This window comes from Micromonospora sp. DT15 (genome assembly GCF_049841475.1).
Taxonomy (GTDB): Bacteria; Actinomycetota; Actinomycetes; order Mycobacteriales; family Micromonosporaceae; genus Micromonospora.
Window position 1 is genome coordinate 160,842 of record NZ_JBNCKJ010000013.1, and the last position, 17,318, is coordinate 178,159.

The window sequence follows — 17,318 nt, forward strand, 5'->3', positions numbered from 1 at the left end:
TGCCGGCATGGCTACGACCGCCGAGCACCTCCTCGTGACCGATTCCGCCATCTCGGCCGACCTGCGCGTCGTGGTGCTCGCCGGTGGGCTCTCCTACGAACGGGACGTGTCGCTGCGCTCCGGTCGCCGTGTGCTCGACGCGCTGCGCGCCGTCGGGGTGGAGGCCGAGCTGCGGGACGCGGACGTGGCGCTGCTGCCGGCGCTCGCAGCCGACCCGCCGGACGCGGTGGTGATCGCACTGCACGGCGCGACCGGCGAGGACGGCTCACTGCGCGGGGTGCTGGATCTGTGCGACGTCCCGTACGTCGGCTGCGACGCTCGGGCCTCCCGGGTCGCCTGGGACAAGCCCTCGGCCAAGGCGGTGCTCCGCGAGGCCGGCATCCCCACCCCCGACTGGGTGGCTCTCCCGCACGATCGTTTCTCCGAGCTCGGCGCGGTCGCCGTCCTGGACCGGATCGTCGACCGTCTGGGCGTACCTCTCATGGTGAAGCCGGCACAGGGCGGGTCCGGGCTGGGCGGGGCGGTGGTCCGGGACGCCGCCGCACTGCCCGCCGCGATGGTCGGCTGCTTTGCGTACTACTCCACTGCGCTCGTGGAGCGATACGTGCCGGGGATGGACGTGGCAGTCTCCGTCGTCGACCTGGGCGACGGCCCGCGGGCGCTGCCCCCGGTGGAGATCGTGCCGCGTAACGGCGTGTACGACTACGCCGCCCGCTACACCGCGGGGCGGACCACCTGGCACGCCCCCGCCCGGCTGGACCCGGAGGTGGCTGCCACTGTCGCTGACGTGGCCCTCGCCGCGCACACCGCGCTCGGTCTACGGGACCTCTCCCGCGTCGACGTGATCGTGGACGCGGACGGCCAGCCGCACGTGCTGGAGGTCAACGTCTCCCCGGGGATGACGGAGACGTCACTGCTTCCGCTCGCCGTGCAGGCGGCCGGGCTGGACTTCGGCCGACTCCTCGGCGCCCTGGTCGCCCGAGCCGCTGCCCGCCTCACCAGGCACTGACCTACCCGCCAACCACTTCGGCGGAGCGGACCACCCGCGGGCCGACCATGAGGTTGGCCCTGTCCTGCCGGGTCAACCTCATGGTCGGTTCCAGATCAGTGAGTCGCGCGTACGTCGGGAATGCCGCTGCCGTCGGTGCGCGCGGCCTCGCCCGGAGTGCCAGTGCCCCTCTCAGGGGCGTTCCTGCTGACGGCCTCTCCGGAGGCTTCTCCGTTGGACGGGTCGGACGCTGCCGGGTTGGCGGATCCAGCCTCGTCGGCGCTTCCGCTCGCCCGGCCGACGTGCGGCCCGCCGGAGGGCTTCTCCGCCGAGCCGACGCCGTGAGGTCTGTCGGCGGGCATCTCCGCCTGGCCGGCGCGGAGTCCGTCGGTGGCCGTCGTGGCGGCGCTGCCGGATGCCGCTGTGGTGGACTCCCGGGCGCCTGCGGCCGGGACGCCGGGCAGGTCGGTGGCGGATGCCGTCCGAGCGGGTTCAGCCGCCGGACGGTTGACCGTGCCCGACTGGGCGGGCTCAGCCGAAGGCCGGTCGGTGACGGTGGTCGTCGCCGAGCCGGCGCCGGCGCCGGGGTCCGCTACCGGTTCGGCCCGGGGGCCGCTGTCGGCGTCGGTCGGATCAGGAGTGGAGTCGAGGGGCGGTTCCGGGATCTCCTCTGCCGCCTCGATGACCGAGACGGCCTCCGTCCCGGCTGCTGCCGCTGAGGCAGCCTCCGCTGCGGCAGCGGCGTCCGCGGCGGCGGACTGGGCCAGCAGACTGGACGGCGCCTGCCACTGGATGCGGGGCGGCTCGGCAAGCGGGCGGCCACCGAACTCGGCGAGCCAGGCCGCGACGAGCGCCAGATTTTCCCGCCACTGCGCCTCGGAGATCGGCGGCAGGATCGAGTCCCACAGGGACAGGAACGTACCCCGCAACTGAAGGCGGCCGTACGGGCGAGCGAGGAACCACATGTGCAGATGAGCGGAGCCGTCGCCCCAGCGATTGACGTGCACCCGTGCCACGCCGTCGAGCGACCGGATGGCCCGCTCCAGACGTACCGTCATCACCCCCAACTCGGCAGCCAGCAGGTTCGGCAGGTCGCCGAGGTCGAGGTGGGTGCGCGATTCCAGGATGAGCACCATGGGCAGACCGGTGGGCCGGTCCATCGCGCGAACCCGCCACCGCTCGCCCACCCAGATGTAGGCGTCGTCGGGTGCGTTGCAGGCGGTGCATTCCCGGAGACCCTCGCCCTTCCGGGGCGGTTCGACCGGGACCGGATCATCGAGTTGCTTCACGTGGAGGTCACCCTCGAAGGGAAATGACGGCCACTGGGTGAAGTCCGGGACTGAGGGAGGGTTGTCGTGCACGACGCTGACCCTAACCGAGTCTGGCACCGCTGTCCCTACCTGATCGAGCGGTCCCGGGCCACCGGATCGGTACCCACCGCCGGCCGGCTGTTCGTGCTCGCGCAGGCACCGAGAGGCGATATCCACAGGCTGCCGAGATCCTGAACACAGGCCGTCATCCACAGGCTCACACCCGCTCCCACGCGCTGTTTCACGTGAAACGGGGGGTGCCTGTGGACAACCGGTGTGGATAACTTTTCGGCCAGTCGGTCGTTGTCCGCGGGCCTCCGGATCGGCGGGTTTGACGGCCGCCGCAGACGGAATCGAACGGGTGCCTTCCGAGGGGCTGCGCGTGCCACCGTCGGAGCGGTATCCGGCCGCCGGCGACCGTCCGCTGGCTCATGTGGCCCACGTCGGCGCCGACGGGTTGGCTCGTTCGCGGACCCACACCAGCACAGACCTCGACCGCGCGGCCTGGATGCCCCGGAGGCCCGGATGCTCTGAACGCCGCAACGGGCGGGGGCATCGCACGGCAGCACCGACATCGAGTGTCTGAGGTGAAGGGTCACGCCGCTTGACTAGCCACTCCGAACGCCGGGTTTTCGATCGGTGCCAGCGAGCCGCTGTCTCGGTTTCACGTGAAACCGAGCGCCAGCTGCCGAGGCGATCCGGGGGGCGGGCTCACGCTTCCGGGTCATCGCCGCCGGCGCCGCGCGTACCCACGGTTGGTGGGCGCGCACCCGGCCTACCGACCGTGCACCTAGTTCACGAGGTGTCGCGGCCTAGCGTGTCGCGGTGTCGCGGCCTTGCGGTGTCGCCGTGTCGCCGTCGAGCGATCTATGCGGTCTAGCGGTCTTCGCGGTGTCGCGGTGTCGCGGCGTGGCGGTCTCACCGACCAGCGCCCGGCGGCCCAGCGGTCGCTGTGAGGAGGCTGCTCCGGAGGACCCAACAACGATCGTGGGCCTCGGCCCCCCACCGATAGCCACGAAGACCTCGTTTCGCGCCACTCAGCGGCTCGCTGGCGCTTTGATCGGCGCTAGGGGCAGTTGCGGTCGAGTGGACCTTCCCGAGGCTCCTGCGAGGCGTCTAGGGCTTCCCCAACGTCGCACTCGCCCAGTCGCCTCCGCCAGTTGCGAGCCACGCGCCCGCCGCCAGTCGCGCCACCGCGCCCGCCCGTCGCTGCGTCTGCTCCGCCACCAGCCGCTCGCGGCACCAGGCCTGTCGCCCACCGCCGCGCGCACCGCCTACCGGCGCCCTCACCGCTCGCCGATTGCTTTCGAACCTGCCGGCCAGCGCGACCAACCGGACCCCTCCGGCCCCGCCCCGTCAACTTCTCCTGTGGCAACCGCGGGACCCCTGGTTGGCTGGGCGAGCCGAGGATGACGACGGTCCACGCTCATGCCAATCTCAGAATCAGGTCCGACGCCTGTTTCACGTGAAACAGGCGTCGACGCCGGGGATGCAGAACGGCCGCGCTCCCGGTGGGGTGGCGCGGCCGTAGGCGAGCGGGTGGGTCAGTCCTCCCCGCTCTCCTCCTGTTGCACTCCGATGATCCCGACGATCCGCTCAAGGTCGTCCACGGTCGCGAACTCGATCGTGATCTTGCCCTTGCTCCGGCCGATGTCCACCTTCACGCGGGTGTCGAACCGGTCGGACAGCCGATCGGCGAGATCGGTCAGGGCCGGCGCGTGCGCCTTGGGTCGCCGCTTCGCGGCCTGACCCTTCGCCGGCCCGTCGTTGAGCGTCAAGGCCACGATCTCCTCAGTCGCCCGAACCGACAGCCCTTCGGCCACGATCCGCAAAGCCAGCTGTTCCTGCGCCTCCGCCTCGTCGAGGCTCAGCAGGGCGCGGGCGTGCCCCGCCGACAGGATGCCGGCGGCCACCCGGCGCTGCACCTGTGCGGGCAGGTTCAGCAGTCGGATCGTGTTGGAGATCTGCGGGCGACTCCGGCCGATCCGGCGGGCCAACTCCTCGTGGGTGGCCCCGAACTCCTCCAGCAGTTGCTGGTAGGCGGCGGCCTCCTCCAGCGGGTTCAGGTTGGCCCGGTGGATGTTCTCCAGCAGGGCGTCGCGAAGCATCGCATCGTCACGGGTGTCTCTGACGATCGCCGGGATGCTCTCCCGCCCCACCGCCTGGGCGGCCCGCCAGCGCCGCTCGCCCATTACCAGTTCGTACTTCTCGTCGTCGAGTTGCCGAACGACGATGGGCTGGAGGAAGCCGACCTCCTGAATCGAGGTCTTCAGCTCCTCCAACGCCTCCTCATCGAAGACCTGGCGGGGCTGCTTCGGGTTGGGCATGATCGCGTCGACCGGGATCTCGGCGAATCGAGCACCGGGCACCGGGCTCAGCACGGGCTCCGGCTCGCGGATCGGCGCGCCAACGGGCACAGCGGCGACGGCTTCGGTGCTGCCGTTGTCCAGGTGCTCGTTCTCCGGCTCGGCCGTCACGGTGCCAGCGGCACCCGGCGCGGGCCCGGTCGGGATCAGCGCCCCCAGGCCCTTACCCAGACCGCCCCGAGGACGGTTCTTCATGCGACGCCTCCCAGCGACTCGTCCGCACTACGCATTCCGGCCCACCGGCTCCTTGACGCCCCGCTCGGCGATCTCCTGGGCGGCCTCGAAGTAACTCGTGGCGCCCCGCGAACCGGGATCGTAGGTCATCACCGACTGGCCGTAGCTCGGCGCCTCGGAGACCCGGACGTTGCGGGGGATGACCGCCTGGAGAACCTTGTCGCCGAAGTGGTTCCGGACGTCCTGCTCGACGGCGTCGGCCAAACGGGTGCGCCGGTCGTACATGGTCAGCAGGATGGTGGAGACATCGAGCTTCGGGTTGAGGTGCTGGCGTACCAGGTTGATGTTGTTGATCAGCTGGTTGAGCCCCTCCAGCGCGTAGTACTCGCACTGGATCGGGATCAGCACCTCCTGCGCGGCAACCAGCGCGTTGACAGTGAGCAGGCCGAGCGAGGGCGGGCAGTCGATGAAGACGTAGTCGAACTCGCCCGGGTAGGCGGCGATCGCCCGGTCCAGACGCGACTCCCGGGCCACCACCGACACCAACTCGATCTCCGCGCCCGCCAGGTCGATGGTCGCGGGTACGCACCAGAGGTTGGGGATGCCCTCGACCGCCTGCGCCACCTCGGCCAGCGGCACGCTGTTGATCAGGCAGTCGTACACGTCGGGGATTCCGGTGTGGTGTGGGACGTTGAGCCCGGTCGAGGCGTTGCCCTGCGGGTCGAGGTCGACCACGAGCACCCGGTTGCCGTGCAGGGCGAGCGCCACCGCAAGGTTGACGGTGGTGGTGGTCTTACCCACGCCACCCTTCTGGTTGGCGACGCACATGACCCGGGTCCGGTCCGGCCGAGGCATTGTCACCTCGCCACTGGGATTCAGGATCTGCACGGCGCGCATCGCCTCCATAGCCAACGGTGGGTCATCCTCTTCGCGCGTCGGGGTTTCACGTGAAACGTACGTGGGGTCGGTCGCCACGGCGGCCAACGACTCGGTCGAAGCGACCGGGGCGTCGGCGACCACCGGCCCGGCGTCCCGAACGGCCGCCGCAGTGGGTTGGTGTGGGACGGCCGGCTCGAAGCGAACCGCTGCCGCGGTGTTGCGGCGACCTGAGGTCGACCGCACCTCGGCGGCGTTGACGGGTCGACCCGACGCCTCCGGCGGCCGGCGACCACTCGCCGGATCCGGAATGGTCGAGCCCTCCGGCCGCCCGGCGCCCGAGGGCGGGTCGAGCGCGGCCGGCGGATCGCCGTCGGTAGGTCGGGTAGATGGCCCGGTCGCGCCGGGCGACCAGCTCGGGTAGTCGGTTTCACGTGAAACGGGATCGCTGGGCGACCCGGTCACGCGTGGATCGTCGTACCTGCCGTCGTCATGCACCTGTCATCCCTGCCCGCTTCGGATGGTCGGTCCGCGCCCCGGTCAACTTGGCCGCATCCTCGCCCGCAACCCGGGGCGTACGGCCCGCGGGAGCGGTCGGAGACCCGCGACGTCCGTCACCCGCTCCACACTATCGACGCGCGGTCAGCCTACGGCGGACGGGCGCGGCCGGTCCACGTCGGGTTCTCATCCCCTCGTCCATCCGTACCGGTACAACGAGGCAACCCACCGGCCGGAAGCCCGATGGCGCGAAGTGTCAACCTCGGCGGGAGCGTCCACTCCGGGCGCGCTTCTTGGCCGCCGGGCGGGCCGGGCCGACCATCCGCTCGCGCACGATCTCCACGACCGTGGTGGGCGGATCGATCACGCCGACGCCGCAGAGCTGCACGGCCGGCTCCCCGCCGCCGAGTCGCGCCACCACCTCGGCGTGCTCCTCGATCTCGGCGGCGGCGGACGAGCCCTTGAGCGCCAGCAGCCGACCACCGCGAACCGCCAGGGGAAGGCTCCAGCCCGCGAGCCGATCCAGGGGCGCGACCGCTCGCGCGGTCACCACGTCTCCGCTGATCGGCTCCCGGCCGCTCGACCCGCTGGCCGCCTCGTCGGCCCGACCACGGAACACCCGCACCGACTTGGCCAACCCGAGTCGCTCGACGACCTCGATCAGGAACGACGTCCGCCGGGCCAGCGGCTCGATCAGGGTGACAGTGAGGTCGGGGCGGGCGATGGCCAGGACGAGACCCGGCAGACCGGCGCCGGAGCCGACGTCGAGCACCGTCGCGCCGGCCGGGATCCGCTCCGCGACCGCGGCGCAGTTGAGAAGGTGCCGGTCCCAGATCCGGGGTGCCTCCCGGGGGCCGATCAGGCCGCGGACCACCCCGTCGGTGGCCAGCAGTTCGGCGTACGCGGCAGCCAGGTCGAGACGGTCACCGAAGAGCGTCAGCGCGGCCGGGGCCAACTCGGGCGGCAACGCCGCGTCGGCCGGGGACGGGGCGGTGTCGCGCCCTGCCGAGTCGGCATCTGCGTCGCCTGTGGCGGGGTGGACAGCGGACGGCCCGGGCGGCGTGCCGCCCGGGCCGGACACGGCATCGGCCGTGTTGTCGTCGTGGGTCACCCGGTCAGTCCGCGGGCCGTACGACGATGCGCCGGTTCGGCTCGACACCCTCGGACTCGCTCGCCACGCCGGACATGGCGTTGACGACGTCGTGCACGCACTTGCGCTCGAACGCGGACATCGCCTCCAGGCGGACCGGCTCGCCGTACTCCTTGACCTTCTCGACGGCGTTCTTGGCGACCGCGGCGAGTTCCTTACGGCGGTTCGCCCGGTAGCCACCGACGTCGAGCAGCAGACGGCTCGGCGTACCGGTCTGCCGGAAGACGGCAAGGCGGGTCAGTTCCTGGAGCGCCTCCAGGGTGGCGCCGCGCTGACCGACCAGATTCTGCAGCCGCTCGCCGACCACCTCGACCATCGGACGGCCGGCGGCGACCAGCTCGTCGATGTCGCCGTCGTAGTCGAGGATGTCAAGCAGGCCCTCGACGTAGTCGGCGGCGATCTCGCTCTGCCGGAACAGGTCGCCCTCGCCCACAGCCTTCTTCACCCGGGTGCCGGCGGCGGTGTCGGTGTCGTCGTCCGCCTCGGTGTCGTCGGCTTCGGTGTCGTCACCGTCCACCGCGATCGTGGCGGTCTCCTCCTCGTCCACTGACTGCTCGGCGCGGGGGATGCTGGTCTCGGTCACGGTCTCATCTCCGTACTCGCTCGGCCGGACCGTCGGGTCCGACTGGTTTCCCGGGGCCGGCTGGAGGTTGCCGGTGCCCACAGGCACGTCTGTACGGGCAGTGTCGCCCGTGGCCGCGCGGTGCGCGGTCGGTTCCGCCCGGCGCCGGCCGTACGGCGGCTGCGCGGTGCGAAACGGGCCGCCGCCGGATCGCCGGCGACGGCCCTCGCTGGTCAGCCCTGCCGCTTGGCGGGGCGGCTCTTCTTCGGGTTGTTCACCGGCTTGGCGCCCGGCTTCGGCCCGGCAACCTTGGGCGCGGTCGCCTTGACGGGCGCCGGCGGGGTGGCCTTTCCGCGACCGAACAGGCCACCGGACTTGGCGGGCTGCACCGGGTTACGGCTGGCGGCCGGCGCGACGGCCTTCTTGGCGGTCACCGGCGGCGGGAACTTCCGCAGCACCCACTGCTGCTGGCCCAGGGTGAAGAGGTTGTTGGTGACCCAGTAGATGATGACGCCGATCGGGAAGATCGCGCCGGAGATCAGCAGCGACGCGGGGATGCCGTAGAGCATCAGTCGCTGGATCATCCGCTGCTGCGGGTCCTCGGCCCAGCCGGTCTTGAGGATCATCTGACGGCTGGTCAGGTAGGTGGTGGCGATCATGACCAGGACCAGGACACCAGCAATGATCTTCACGGTGCTGCCGTTGGCGCCGAGGCTGGCCAGTTCGTCGGCCGTCGAGCCGAACTTGCCGGCGATCGGGGCGGTGAAGAGCTTCGCCTGCGAGGCGCTCTGGAACTGGTCGGCGGTCCAGCCGTAGAGGGTCTTGTTCTGCTTGTCCGGGTCGAGCCGGCGCAGCACGTGGAAGAGGCCCAGGAAGACCGGGATCTGAAGGAACATCGGAAGGCAACCCATCAGCGGGTTGGCCTTCTCCTTCTTGTAGAGCTCCATCATTTCTTTCTGGAGCGTCTCCCGGTCACCCTTGTGCTTCTCCTGAAGCTCCTTGACCTTGGGCTGGAGCGCCTGCATCGCCCGCTGGGACTTGATCTGCTTGACGAAGACCGGGAACAGGATCACCCGGACGGTGACCACCAGGAAGATGATGGCCAGGATCCAGGCGAAGTTGGTGCCGATCACCGCACCGACGGGCACCCCGATGGCGTCCCAGGCAGAGTGCCAGGTCAGCAGGATCCACGAAATCGCGTAGTAGATCCAGTCGAGACTCAGACTCAATTCGGGGCTCCAGTCACATCAGCACGGCGGCGGCCGCCCGGCTCCGGCACCGGGTCATGTCCACCAGGGTGAAAGGGGTGGCAGCGCAACAACCGCCGGGCCGCCAGCACGGCTCCCCGGAGCGCGCCGTGCCGAACGACCGCCTCCTGGGCGTACGCACTGCACGACGGGTAGAACCGACAGCGAGCCGGCAGTGCCGGACTTATCCACCGACGGTACGCGATGATGGGCGCGATCAGCACCTTGGCACCGGTTGTCGACGGCCGTGGGCTGCTCTGCTCGGTGCCGCTCATCGGGCCCGCCGTTCGCGCGGCGACCGGGCGACCGCGATGGCGGCGTCCAGGTCGGTGGCGAGCCGAGGGTACGACGCCTGCGCGGCGGCGGGGAGCGCCCGGACGACAAGGGTGCTGCCGGCGGGCAGGTCGGTCAGCCGTTCCCGGACCAGCGCCCGCAGTCGGCGCCGCACCCGGTTACGGGTCACCGCGTTGCCGACCGCCTTGGACACGACGAAGCCGGCACGGGACGGCACGGACGACTGCTCCGCACTGTTGTCCCGTACCGGCTCCGGCAAGGTCGGTGTGCTGGGGTCGACGGTCACCGGCACGCTCAGGTGGACCACGACGGCGCCACGTGCGGCGCGCCGGCCACCGCGAACCGCTGCGGCGAAGTCAGTGCTGCGCCGCAGTCGCTGTGCGGCGGCCAGCACGACTGCCCACGTCCCCTGGACCGGCCCGGTCGGCTCAGGCCGACAGGGTGGTGCGACCCTTGGCGCGACGGCTCGACAGGATGGCACGGCCGGCACGGGTGCGCATGCGCAGCCGGAAGCCGTGGGTCTTCGCGCGCCGGCGGTTGTTCGGCTGGTAGGTGCGCTTGCTCACGTCAGGCTCTCCGTTTTCGTACGCGCCCCGCGCGACGGGATCGCCGGGGTCGTGTGGTGGTCCAGGCCACCTCGACGGTGGCCCACGATCGGTGCTGTCCGGCGGAGCGGGACCTCGGCGATGCGGGGATGCGACCGCGGACAGCAAGCACCCATCACCCTAGCAGAGGGCGAGAAAGCAGCCATTCCAGCCTACGCAGGGGTGCAATGACCGTCAAACACCCCGAGCAGGGGGACAACGGGACGCGCCCGAGGCCGAAGGGCGGTTTTCACTGATGCCGACAAGGCCGTCGCCGCGTCGCCGGTTGATGGCGCAGGGACAACGCTGTTACCGTGCCCGATTGCGGTGAGCGTCGGAAGCTCCGGTCGTCGCGCAGGCAAGACCGGACATGGCAGTGAATCGTTCGGCACGGTGAACCCGCTTCAGCGCCCGTTCAGGCAGGGGCAGGTCCCACCCGCGTCCGGCGGCGGCCACAATCGGTCGGTACACAGGCTGTGGATAACTTGTGGATGACCACCGGTCGACCGTCCGGGTGGATGTTGTTCCACCCGCGAACGCGGCGGGCCCGGGACGGCCGGCTGGCAGACAGCGGCGGCCGGGAGCAGAAGCGAGGGGGTGGCACGACGGTGGCCGGTACGACCGACCTTGCCGCGGTGTGGTTAGCGGCGACCGACGAGCTCGCCGACGAGATCATCTCCGCCCAGCAGCGTGCCTATCTCCGACTGACCCGGCTGCGAGCGATAGTCGAGGACACCGCACTGCTCTCCGTTCCGGACGCGTTCACCCGCGACGTGATCGAGTCACGGCTGCGCCCGGCGATCACCGAGGCGCTCACCCGCCGGCTCGGCCGACCGATCCAGGTCGCGGTCACCGTTCGGGTGGCCGAGGACGCCACCGGCCGACCGGCCGGCACCGTCTACCGCAGCGCCCCGGAGACCGGGCAGCTCGACATCGACGGCCCGGGTGTCGCGCCGTTCGACGACGACCAGGGCGCTCGACCCTCGGCCGACGCGATGATCCCTGAGCAGTCGCCAGCGCCGCGTCACCCCGATCCGGGGCCGCTGCCCGCGCCGGCTGGTCCGCCGCTCGCGCCCCCGGTGGAGGGGCATCGCGCGGGGTTGATTCCCGCCAGCAGGGACGGGCAGGAGGCGCTGTTCAGCGCCTCCTTCGCGGAGCCCCTGCGGCCCTCCCGGCCGGGTCCGGACCGGCGCGGTTACGACGAGCAGGCCGCCCGCCTGGACCCGTCCGGCCCCGACACCCGGCCCTACGATCCCCGCTACCGGGACGACTCGGCGTCACCGCGGGACCAGCACGTGATCCGTTCGCTCCCCCGGGACAGCGGGACGGACAGCGGCCCGGGGCGCAGCGCGGTGGACCATCGGCCCGGTGGCAGGGACGACCGCCGGTTGCCCGGCGCCGACACCGGCGGCAACCGGCTCAACCCGAAGTACATGTTTGAGACGTTCGTCATCGGCTCGTCCAACCGTTTCGCCCACGCGGCGAGCGTGGCGGTGGCGGAGTCGCCGGCCAAGGCGTACAACCCGCTGTTCATCTACGGGCACTCCGGGTTGGGCAAGACGCACCTGTTGCACGCCATCGGGCACTACGCCACGACGCTCGGCAACGCCCGCTCGGTCCGGTACGTGTCGACCGAGGAATTCACCAACGACTTCATCAACTCGCTCCGGGACGACAAGACCAGCGCGTTCCAACGGCGCTACCGCGACGTCGACATCCTGTTGATCGACGACATCCAGTTCCTGGAGAACCGCGAGCGCACCCAGGAGGAGTTCTTCCACACCTTCAACACCCTGCACAACGCCAACAAGCAGATCGTGATCACCTCTGACCGGTCGCCGCGCCAGCTCGCGACCCTTGAGGACCGGATGCGAACCCGGTTCGAGTGGGGGCTGCTGGCCGACATCCAGCCGCCGGATCTGGAGACCCGGATCGCGATCCTGCAGAAGAAGGCGGCGCAGGAGCGGATGTACGCCCCGCCGGACGTGTTGGAGTTCATCGCCTCCCGGGTGTCGAACTCGATCCGGGAGCTGGAGGGCGCGCTGATCCGGGTGACCGCGTTCGCCAGCCTGACCCGGTCGACAGTCGAGCTGTCGCTGGCCGAGGAGGTGCTTCGGGACTTCATGCCCGACGGCGCCGGTCCGGAGATCAACGCTGACCAGATCATGGCCTCGACCGCTGACTACTTCGGGGTGAGCCTGGAGGATCTGCGCGGCCAGTCCAGGTCCCGGGTGCTGGTCAACGCCCGCCAGGTGGCCATGTACCTGTGTCGGGAGTTGACCGAGCTGTCGCTGCCCCGGATCGGGCAGGCGTTCGGCGGCCGGGACCACACCACCGTGATGCACGCCGACCGGAAGATTCGTCAGCAGATGGCGGAGCGCCGCTCGCTCTACAACCAGATCGCCGAGCTGACCAACCGCATCAAACAGAACAGCTGAGGCGTACGACCGCCCGCACGGCGGCGCACAGCCGCAGGACACGCCCGACCGGATCTCCGGTCGGGCGTTCTTTTTGGTCCGTCAGCTGGACTCTCGACATGGTGCAGACCACAGCATTGAGGCCGTGACCGCCTCGATCCCCACTCGTTGTCCACAGCTCGTTGTCCACCGTCGGTGGATAACTACTGACCGTCCTTCGCCAGTTACCCACAGGCTGTGGAGAAACCCTGTGGACGAGGCTGTGGACGCCTGGGGACGACGGTCAGGTTATCCACCGATCATCATCAACCTGTGTACGAGCTGTTGAAGGTTCTGGGGATGACGGCAATGGTGATCTTCCCCGCGATCCACAGGCTTGGGGAGAAAGTCGGTGGATTACCGGTGGACAACCGGTGGACAACGGTGGACAACCGGCCGTCGTCGCCGGGCTGTGGACACACAAGCCGGTTGTACCCCGGGTTCTCCACAGCTAAATCACCGGTGGATAACCCGCCTGACCTGCGCAGACCTCGGTTTTCCACAGTTTGCACAGGTGCGATGAAGACGATGAGTTATCTCTTCTAAGAGAACAAAAACCAATCATCACCGTTGGGCTTTCTGTGGATCGGGCCGAACGCTGTCGGATCAGCCGGTCAGCATCGACACGATCCATGGGGTCGGGCGCACAGCCGATGTCCCCGCGCCCTAAGGTGCGATGGGTACCCGCACGGTCGGGCGGGACGGTAGGCAGCGGTCGGCATGAGAGAGTTGTCGCTGACGTCGACGCGGAGGCATTGATGAAGTTCCGAGTGGAGCGCGACGCGCTCGCCGAGGCTGTGGCGTGGACCGCGAAGAGCCTGCCCAACCGGCCATCCGTACCGGTGCTCGCCGGGGTGATGCTCCGCGTCACCGACGGCAACCTGCGGGTCTCCGGGTTCGACTACGAGGTCTCCAGCCAGGTGACCGTCGAGGTGCAGGGCGACGCCGACGGTGCCGCGCTCGTCTCCGGCCGCCTGCTCGCCGAGATCACCAAGGCGTTGCCGGCCAAGCCGGTCGACATCGCCGCGGTCGGCGCGCATCTCGAGTTGGTCTGTGGCAGCGCCCGGTTCACGCTGCCCACCATGCCGGTGGAGGACTACCCGGCGCTGCCCGAGATGCCGCAGAGCGCCGGCACTGTCGACGCCGCGGCGTTCGCCACCGCGGTGGCCCAGGTGGCCATCGCCGCCGGTCGTGACGAGACGCTGCCGATGATGACCGGCGTCCGCGTGGAGTTGTCGGGCGACACCCTGTCGATGCTCGCCACCGACCGTTACCGGTTGGCGCTACGCGAGATCCAGTGGCGGCCGGACGACCCCGAGGTGAGCATCAACGCCCTGGTGCCCGCCCGCACCCTGAACGACACCGCCAAGGCCCTCGGCCCGCTGGGCGGCGAGGTCACCCTCGCCCTCGCCCAGGGCGCTGCGGGCGAGGGCATGGTCGGCCTCGCCGGCGGCACCCGACGTACCACCAGCCGGCTGCTCGACGGCGCCAACTACCCGCCGGTGCGGTCACTCTTCCCGGCCACCCACAACGCCGCGGCGCGGGTGCCGGTCAGCACGCTGATCGAGGTGGTCAAGCGGGTCGCGCTGGTCGCCGAACGGACCACCCCGGTGCTGCTCAGCTTCAGCGCCGACGGCCTCGTGGTCGAGGCCGGCGGTTCCGAGGAGGCACGGGCCAGCGAGGCGATGGAGGCGACCTTCACCGGTGAACCGCTGACCATCGGCTTCAACCCGCAGTACCTCATCGACGGTCTGGCAAACCTGGGCGCTCAGACGGCCGTGCTCTCGTTCGTCGACGCCTTCAAACCCGCGGTGATCTCACCCGCTGGCGAGGATGGCGAGGTCATTCCGGGGTACCGGTACCTCATCATGCCGATCCGCGTCTCGCGCTGATCGCGCCCAGCAACACCCAGATCCACGGAGGTAGAAACACATGCAGCTCGGCCTGGTAGGACTCGGCCGTATGGGCGGCAACATGCGGGAGCGGTTGCGTTCGGCCGGGCACGAGGTGGTCGGCTTCGACCACAACGCGCAGATCAGCGACGTCACGACCATCGCGGGCCTGGCAGAGAAGCTTGAGTCGCCGCGCGCGGTCTGGGTCATGGTGCCCGCCGGTGTCACCGACGCCACCATCGACGAGCTCGCCGAGGTGCTCGGCGAGGGCGACATCATCATCGACGGCGGCAACTCGCGCTTCAGCGACGACGCGCCCCGCGCGGAGCGACTCAACCAGCGGGGCATCGGCTACATGGACGTCGGGGTCTCCGGCGGCGTCTGGGGCCGGCAGAACGGCTACGGGCTGATGGTCGGCGGTGCCCAGGAGCACGTGGACCGCCTGATGCCGATCTTCAACGCGCTCAAGCCGGAGGGTGAGTTCGGCTTCGTGCACGCCGGCCCCGTCGGTGCCGGGCACTACTCGAAGATGGTGCACAACGGCATCGAGTACGGCCTGATGCACGCCTACGCCGAGGGCTACGAGCTGATGGCCGCCTCGGAGCTGGTGACCAACGTGCCGGGCGTCATCAAGTCCTGGCGGGAGGGCACCGTCGTCCGTTCCTGGCTGCTCGACCTGCTCGACCGGGCGCTCGACGAGGATCCGGAGCTGGCCGATCTGAGCGGCTACACGGAGGACACCGGCGAGGGCCGGTGGACCGTCGACGAGGCGGTCCGGCTGGCGGTGCCGCTGAACGTCATCACCGCTTCGCTCTTCGCCCGGTTCGCCTCGCGGCAGGACGACTCGCCCGCCATGAAGGCCGTCTCCGCGCTGCGTCAGCAGTTCGGTGGCCACGCCGTCCACAAGCGCTGAGCGGTATCCACAACCTGTGTACGTTCACCGGCTGGAACTGGTCGACTTCCGCTCGTACGAGCGGGTGGCCGTCGACCTCCAGCCGGGAGCGAACGTCCTGATCGGGGCCAACGGCGTCGGCAAGACCAACCTCGTCGAGGCGCTGGGCTACGTGGCGACCCTGGACTCGCACCGGGTCGCCACCGACGCGCCCCTGGTCCGGATGGGCGCCACGTCCGCGGTGATCCGCTGCGCCGTGGTGCACGACGGCCGCGAACTCCTGGTCGAGCTGGAGATCGTGCCCGGCAAGGCCAACCGGGCTCGACTGGGCCGGTCACCGGCGCGGCGGGCACGGGACGTGCTCGGTGCGCTCCGGCTGGTGCTCTTCGCTCCGGAAGATCTTGAGCTGGTCCGGGGCGATCCGGCTGAGCGCCGCCGCTACCTGGACGACCTGCTGGTCAACCGGCAGCCCCGGTTCGCGGGCGTGCGGGCCGACTACGAGCGGGTCGTCAAGCAGCGCAACGCCCTGCTGCGCACGGCGTACCTGGCCCGCAAGACCGGTGGCTCCCGCGGTGGTGATCTCGGCACCCTCGCGGTCTGGGACACCCACCTGGCCCAGCACGGGGCGGAGCTGCTCGCCGGCCGCCTGGAGCTGGTGGCCGCGCTCACCCCGCACGTTGCCAAGGCGTACGACGCGGTGGCCGCCGGTCGGGGTGCGGCGAGCATCACGTACCGGCCCTCGATCGAGCTGGCCGAGCCGACCACCGATCGGGCCGCGCTGGCCGAGGCGCTGACGGCGGCCCTGGCCGCGGCCCGCTCCGCCGAGATCGAGCGGGGCACCACCCTGGTCGGCCCACACCGCGACGAGTTGGCGCTGAGCCTCGGCCCACTGCCCGCCAAGGGGTACGCCAGCCACGGCGAGTCGTGGTCGTTCGCCCTCGCGTTGCGGCTGGCGGGGTACGACCTGTTGCGCGCCGACGGCATCGAGCCGGTGCTGGTGCTCGACGACGTCTTCGCGGAATTGGACACCGGCCGCCGGGAGCGGTTGGCGGAGCTGGTCGGCGGGGCGAGTCAGCTGCTGGTCACCTGCGCCGTGGACGACGACGTGCCGGCCGCCCTGCGCGGCACCCGCTACCAGGTAGGCGAAGGGACGGTACGCCGTGTCGGATGAGTCAGGCAGCAAACGAGCAGCGGCCGGCGACGGCCCTGCTGCGCGTACCCCGAAGGCGGCACAGGGTTCGGCGGGCGGTGAGCCGGCGGCGGCCGCCAGCGGGCCGGAGCTGGCCCGGGCGGTGCTCGACGCGGCGCTGTCCCGACGGCAGGCGGCGGCCCGCGCCCGGCGTACCCCCGGCGGCGGTGACGCTGCCGGCGGCTCGGGGCGGCGGTTGCGCGGCTACTCCGGCCCCGGGCCCGACCCACGCGATCCGCAGCCGCTCAGCGCCGTGCTCAACCGGCTGGTGAAGGCGCGTGGCTGGCAGCAGCCAGCCGCCGAGGCCACCGTGTTCGGCGCCTGGGAGCGGGTCGTCGGCGCGGAGGTCGCGCAGAACAGTCGCCCGGTGAAGTTGGAGAACGGCGAGCTGACGGTGGAGGCGCGTTCGACCGCCTGGGCCACTCAGCTGCGGCTGCTCGCCGGCTCGCTGCTCAAGCAGATCGCCAGCGAGGTCGGGCACAACGTGGTGCGCAAGCTGCACATTCACGGCCCGGCCGCGCCCTCTTGGGGTAAGGGGCCGCGCCGGGTACGCGGCCGGGGTCCCCGCGACACCTACGGGTGAGCAGCGCCGTTCAGCCTCGCCGGTCGGCCTCGCGTGCTGCCCGCTTGCGTTCCCGCTGTTCCCGGGTGAAGCGCTTGCGCTCGGCCAGGTCACGTTTCCACGCTTCGCGGGCCTCGGCCGAGCCGCCCTGCACCGCGCCCTGCACGCCCTCGGCCGGGCCGGCGAGGTGCCGGAAGGCCCACCGCATCAGTCGGCCGCCCTCGCCCGGGGTCCTGGTGACCGCGCCGTCCTCGCTCATCTGCCGCCCTCTTCCGCGC

15 protein-coding genes and 1 pseudogene are annotated in these 17,318 nt (G+C 70.8%); 6 read left to right on the forward strand and 10 right to left on the reverse strand.

All coding sequences use genetic code 11. The features are described from left to right. Positions 1 to 7: 7 nt before the first annotated feature. Positions 8 to 1,009, forward strand: coding sequence for a D-alanine--D-alanine ligase family protein (locus ACLQ3F_RS26455; RefSeq protein WP_425852053.1), 1,002 nt, complete (start codon positions 8 to 10; stop codon positions 1,007 to 1,009). A 748-nt stretch (positions 1,010 to 1,757) separates the two neighbouring features. Here ACLQ3F_RS26455 and ACLQ3F_RS26460 read toward each other — a convergent pair. The 9 genes and pseudogenes from ACLQ3F_RS26460 to rpmH all read right to left on the reverse strand — a co-directional run. After that, positions 1,758 to 2,124, reverse strand: a pseudogene (locus ACLQ3F_RS26460) (hypothetical protein); the annotation flags it as partial. 1,718 nt (positions 2,125 to 3,842) lie between these two features. After that, entirely contained in the window at positions 3,843 to 4,859 is a 1,017-nt protein-coding gene (locus ACLQ3F_RS26465; protein ID WP_425852055.1) for a ParB/RepB/Spo0J family partition protein, read from the reverse strand. Between the two features lie 27 nt (positions 4,860 to 4,886). Continuing rightward, positions 4,887 to 5,858, reverse strand: a complete 972-nt coding sequence (locus ACLQ3F_RS26470) for a ParA family protein (protein ID WP_425852126.1) — start codon at positions 5,856 to 5,858, stop codon at positions 4,887 to 4,889. Between the two features lie 610 nt (positions 5,859 to 6,468). After that, positions 6,469 to 7,323, reverse strand: coding sequence for a 16S rRNA (guanine(527)-N(7))-methyltransferase RsmG (gene rsmG, locus ACLQ3F_RS26475; protein ID WP_425852057.1), 855 nt, complete (start codon positions 7,321 to 7,323; stop codon positions 6,469 to 6,471). A gap of 4 nt (positions 7,324 to 7,327) precedes the next feature. Further along, positions 7,328 to 7,945, reverse strand: a complete 618-nt coding sequence (locus ACLQ3F_RS26480; RefSeq protein ID WP_357225357.1) for a protein jag — start codon at positions 7,943 to 7,945, stop codon at positions 7,328 to 7,330. A gap of 212 nt (positions 7,946 to 8,157) precedes the next feature. Then, complete coding sequence (yidC, locus tag ACLQ3F_RS26485) at positions 8,158 to 9,147, reverse strand: membrane protein insertase YidC (protein ID WP_357204865.1); 990 nt, start codon at positions 9,145 to 9,147, stop codon at positions 8,158 to 8,160. Between the two features lie 2 nt (positions 9,148 to 9,149). Then, the gene (yidD, locus tag ACLQ3F_RS26490) at positions 9,150 to 9,446 is read right to left on the reverse strand and encodes a membrane protein insertion efficiency factor YidD (RefSeq protein WP_355004553.1); all 297 of its coding nucleotides are present in this window, start codon (positions 9,444 to 9,446) and stop codon (positions 9,150 to 9,152) included. Continuing rightward, positions 9,443 to 9,859 carry a ribonuclease P protein component gene (rnpA, locus tag ACLQ3F_RS26495; protein ID WP_425852060.1) on the reverse strand — a complete coding sequence of 139 codons (417 nt, stop codon included), beginning with the start codon at positions 9,857 to 9,859 and terminating at the stop codon, positions 9,443 to 9,445. Before rnpA ends, yidD begins: the two co-directional genes overlap by 4 nt. A 34-nt stretch (positions 9,860 to 9,893) precedes the next feature. Further along, positions 9,894 to 10,031, reverse strand: coding sequence for a 50S ribosomal protein L34 (rpmH, locus tag ACLQ3F_RS26500; RefSeq protein ID WP_007453904.1), 138 nt, complete (start codon positions 10,029 to 10,031; stop codon positions 9,894 to 9,896). A 626-nt stretch (positions 10,032 to 10,657) separates the two neighbouring features. On the opposite strand from rpmH, the gene dnaA reads away from it, so the two are divergent. From dnaA to ACLQ3F_RS26525, 5 genes are all read left to right on the forward strand, one after another. Continuing rightward, positions 10,658 to 12,487: a chromosomal replication initiator protein DnaA gene (gene dnaA, locus ACLQ3F_RS26505; protein ID WP_357204863.1), complete on the forward strand. Its 1,830-nt coding sequence runs from the start codon at positions 10,658 to 10,660 to the stop codon at positions 12,485 to 12,487. A 776-nt stretch (positions 12,488 to 13,263) separates the two neighbouring features. Continuing rightward, a complete protein-coding gene (dnaN, locus tag ACLQ3F_RS26510; RefSeq protein ID WP_210782097.1) occupies positions 13,264 to 14,397 on the forward strand; it encodes a DNA polymerase III subunit beta in 1,134 nt (377 codons plus the stop codon). A 40-nt stretch (positions 14,398 to 14,437) separates the two neighbouring features. Continuing rightward, a complete protein-coding gene (gene gnd / locus ACLQ3F_RS26515; RefSeq protein ID WP_091396544.1) occupies positions 14,438 to 15,310 on the forward strand; it encodes a phosphogluconate dehydrogenase (NAD(+)-dependent, decarboxylating) in 873 nt (290 codons plus the stop codon). 16 nt (positions 15,311 to 15,326) lie between these two features. Continuing rightward, complete coding sequence (gene recF / locus ACLQ3F_RS26520; protein WP_425852062.1) at positions 15,327 to 16,460, forward strand: DNA replication/repair protein RecF; 1,134 nt, start codon at positions 15,327 to 15,329, stop codon at positions 16,458 to 16,460. Further along, positions 16,450 to 17,061, forward strand: a complete 612-nt coding sequence (locus ACLQ3F_RS26525) for a DUF721 domain-containing protein (RefSeq protein WP_425852064.1) — start codon at positions 16,450 to 16,452, stop codon at positions 17,059 to 17,061. The genes recF and ACLQ3F_RS26525 overlap by 11 nt, the downstream gene beginning before the upstream one ends. A 10-nt stretch (positions 17,062 to 17,071) precedes the next feature. Here the strand turns inward: ACLQ3F_RS26525 and ACLQ3F_RS26530 are convergent, their stop codons facing one another. Further along, entirely contained in the window at positions 17,072 to 17,299 is a 228-nt protein-coding gene (locus tag ACLQ3F_RS26530; RefSeq protein WP_357204834.1) for a hypothetical protein, read from the reverse strand. Positions 17,300 to 17,318: the final 19 nt, after the last annotated feature.

What these genes read in the sequence shown, in the direction of transcription:
- yidD (WP_355004553.1), bottom strand. Translation starts at nt 9,446, where the DNA reads ATGAGCGGCACCGAGCAGAGCAGCCCACGGCCGTCGACAACCGGTGCC.
- dnaN (WP_210782097.1), top strand. Translation starts at nt 13,264, where the DNA reads ATGAAGTTCCGAGTGGAGCGCGACGCGCTCGCCGAGGCTGTGGCGTGG.
- ACLQ3F_RS26530 (WP_357204834.1), bottom strand. Translation starts at nt 17,299, where the DNA reads ATGAGCGAGGACGGCGCGGTCACCAGGACCCCGGGCGAGGGCGGCCGA.
- gnd (WP_091396544.1), top strand. Translation starts at nt 14,438, where the DNA reads ATGCAGCTCGGCCTGGTAGGACTCGGCCGTATGGGCGGCAACATGCGG.
- ACLQ3F_RS26455 (WP_425852053.1), top strand. Translation starts at nt 8, where the DNA reads ATGGCTACGACCGCCGAGCACCTCCTCGTGACCGATTCCGCCATCTCG.
- ACLQ3F_RS26465 (WP_425852055.1), bottom strand. Translation starts at nt 4,859, where the DNA reads ATGAAGAACCGTCCTCGGGGCGGTCTGGGTAAGGGCCTGGGGGCGCTG.